Below are 2,897 nucleotides of genomic sequence, written 5' to 3'. Positions count from 1 at the left end.
ACCCGCCGACAACACACCCGTGAACAAAAACCCGTCACTGTCCGCCAACGCCACCGCAGCACCCAACAACGGATGACCCGCAACACCCAGACCGACGGCTTCGAGATCCCCGCCGACGACTGCTTCCGGTCCGGGCCAGTAACGCCGGCCCTGGAAGGGATAGGTGGGCAGTTGTACCCGACGAGCGCCGGTCCCGGCGAAGAAGGCCTCCCACTCGACGTCCGCGCCCGCGACGTACACCTGGGCCAGCGCCGTGACGAGTGTCCCAGCCTCGTCGCGACCGCGACGCATCAGCGGGGCGCAGACCTGCGTGCCACCTGGGACACACTCCTGCACCATGGCCGACAGCACACCGTCCGGACCCAACTCGACGAAGGTCGTGACGCCCTCGGCCTCCAGCACCCGGACGCCGTCCAGGAACCGCACAGCCTCCCGCACATGCCGCACCCAGAACTCCGGCGAGCAGATCTCCTCGACACCCACCACGGAACTAGTGAGGTTGGAGACCACCGGAAGACGCGGAGCCTCGTACGTCAGGCTTTCGGCGACCTCGCGGAAGGCGTCCAGCATGCCGTCCATGTGCGGCGAGTGGAACGCGTGACTGACCGTCAGGCGCTTGATCTTCCGGCCCAGCTCCTCGAAGCGGCCCGCGATCTCCAGTACCGCGTCCTCGTCACCCGCGACCACCACAGACACCGGCCCGTTGACCGCCGCGATGCTCACCGCGTCCGTCAGATACGGCACCACCTCGTCCTCGGCAGCCTGCACCGCCACCATCGCACCACCGGACGGCAGCTCCTGCATCAGCCGACCCCGCGCCGCCACCAGCGTGCACGCGTCCTCCAGCGACAGCACACCCGCACAATGCGCCGCAGCGATCTCACCGATCGAATGACCGGACACGAAGTCCGGGCGCACACCCCACGACCCAAGCAGCCGGAACAGCGCCACCTCCACCGCGAACAACGCAGGCTGCGTGAACGCCGTCCGGTCGATCAGCCCGGCATCGTCCCCGAACAGCACATCGAGGAGCGGCACCTGAAGGTGATGGTCAAGGTGAGCACATACCTCGTCCAGCGCGTCCGCGAACACCGGACAGGCGTCGTAAAGCTCCCGGCCCATCCCCAGCCGCTGACTGCCCTGACCGGTGAACAGGAACGCCACCCCACCCGGCTGCGGCACACCAGCCACGACCCCGGCAGCGCTTCCGCCACCAGCCACGGCATCCAGACCCGCCAGCAACCCCTCACGATCACCAGCGACCACAACCGCCCGCTGCTCCAGCGCGGCACGACCCGTCGCCAGGGAATAGGCGACGTCCGTGCCGCGAACTGTGGCGTCCTCGTGGGCGAGGGCGTGCAGCCGGCCGGCCTGGGCGCGGAGGGCGTCGGTGTCCTTGGCCGACAGCACGTAGGGCAGCACCGGAAGCTCGTGGCTGCCGTCCGGGACCGTCTCGGTCTCCGTCTCGGGTGCCTGCTCGATGATGGTGTGGGCGTTGGTGCCGCTCAGGCCGAAGGACGACACACCTGCCCGGCGGGGACGGCCGGTCTCCGGCCACTCCCGCGCCTCCGTCAGCAGCTCCACCGCGCCCGCCGACCATTCGACATGCGGCGTCGGCTCGTCCACGTGCAGGGTCCGCGGCAGCACACCGTGCCGCATCGCCATCACCATCTTGATGATGCCCGCGACACCGGCCGCCGCCTGCGTGTGACCGATGTTCGACTTGATCGAGCCCAGCCACAACGGCGTGTCCTCGGCCCGCTCCTGCCCGTACGTCGCGAGCAGCGCCTGCGCCTCGATCGGGTCACCCAGCGTCGTACCCGTACCGTGCGCCTCCACCGCGTCCACGTCCGACGCCGACAGACCCGCCGACGCCAGCGCCTGCCGGATCACCCGCTGCTGCGACGGACCGTTCGGCGCCGTCAGACCATTGCTCGCACCATCCTGATTGATCGCCGAACCCCGCACGACCGCCAGCACCGGGTGACCGTTCTTCCGGGCATCCGACAGCCGCTCCACCAGCAGCATGCCCACACCCTCACCCCAGCCCGTACCGTCCGCACCCGCCGCGAACGCCTTCACCCGGCCATCGGCAGCAAGACCACGCTGCCGGCTGAAATCGACGAAGGCCTCGGGGGTGGACATGACGGTGACGCCGCCGGCCAGCGCCAGCGCGCACTCGCCACTGCGCAGCGCCTGCACCGCCAGGTGCAGGGCGACGAGCGAGGAGGAGCAGGCGGTGTCGACGGTCACCGCGGGGCCTTCCAGCCCGAAGACATAGGAGATACGTCCGGAGACCACGCTCGCCGCGTTACCGGTGCCGAGGTGACCCTCGATGCCCTTGGGCGGGACGGCGATCAGGGACGCGTAGTCCTGTCCGTTGGTGCCGACGAACACACCGGTACGGCTGCCGCGCACCGTCGTGGGGTCGATCCCGGCGCGTTCGCACACCTCCCAGGCGGTTTCCAGCAGCAGTCGCTGCTGGGGGTCCATCGCCAGCGCCTCACGTGGTGAGATGCCGAAGAAGGCCGCGTCGAACCGGTCGGCGTCGCCGAGGAAGCCGCCCTCACGGGTGTAGGAGGTGCCCTGCCGTTCGGGGTCGGGGTCGGCGAGGCGTTCCAGGTTCCAGCCGCGGTCGGTCGGGAAGCCGGAGATCGCGTCGCGGCCGTCGGTCACGAGGTGCCAGAGGTCCTCCGGTGACCGGACGCCACCGGGGAAGCGGCAGCTCATCGCGACGATCGCGATCGGGTCGTCGGTGTCCGTGGCGACGGCGGTCAGGGCCGGGGTGCCCACCGCGGTCTCCCGTCCGAGGAGTTCGTCGCGCAGGTGGGCGGCGAGAGCGGAGGCCGTGGGGTAGTCGTAGACAAGGGTCGTCGGAAGGCTCAGCCCCGTGACGG

General features: G+C 70.1%; 1 protein-coding gene. It reads right to left on the bottom strand.

Going from position 1 to position 2,897, the window contains the following annotated elements; translation table 11 throughout:
• The coding region (locus ACFYOH_RS44600) for a beta-ketoacyl synthase N-terminal-like domain-containing protein (RefSeq protein WP_388638045.1) at nt 1–2,897 on the bottom strand (2,897 nt) is incomplete at both ends.

Origin of the sequence: Streptomyces sp. NPDC007856, assembly GCF_042868225.1 — a bacterium.
Lineage (GTDB): Bacteria > Actinomycetota > Actinomycetes > Streptomycetales > Streptomycetaceae > Streptomyces.
This window is presented reverse-complemented; position numbering and strand designations above follow the sequence as displayed.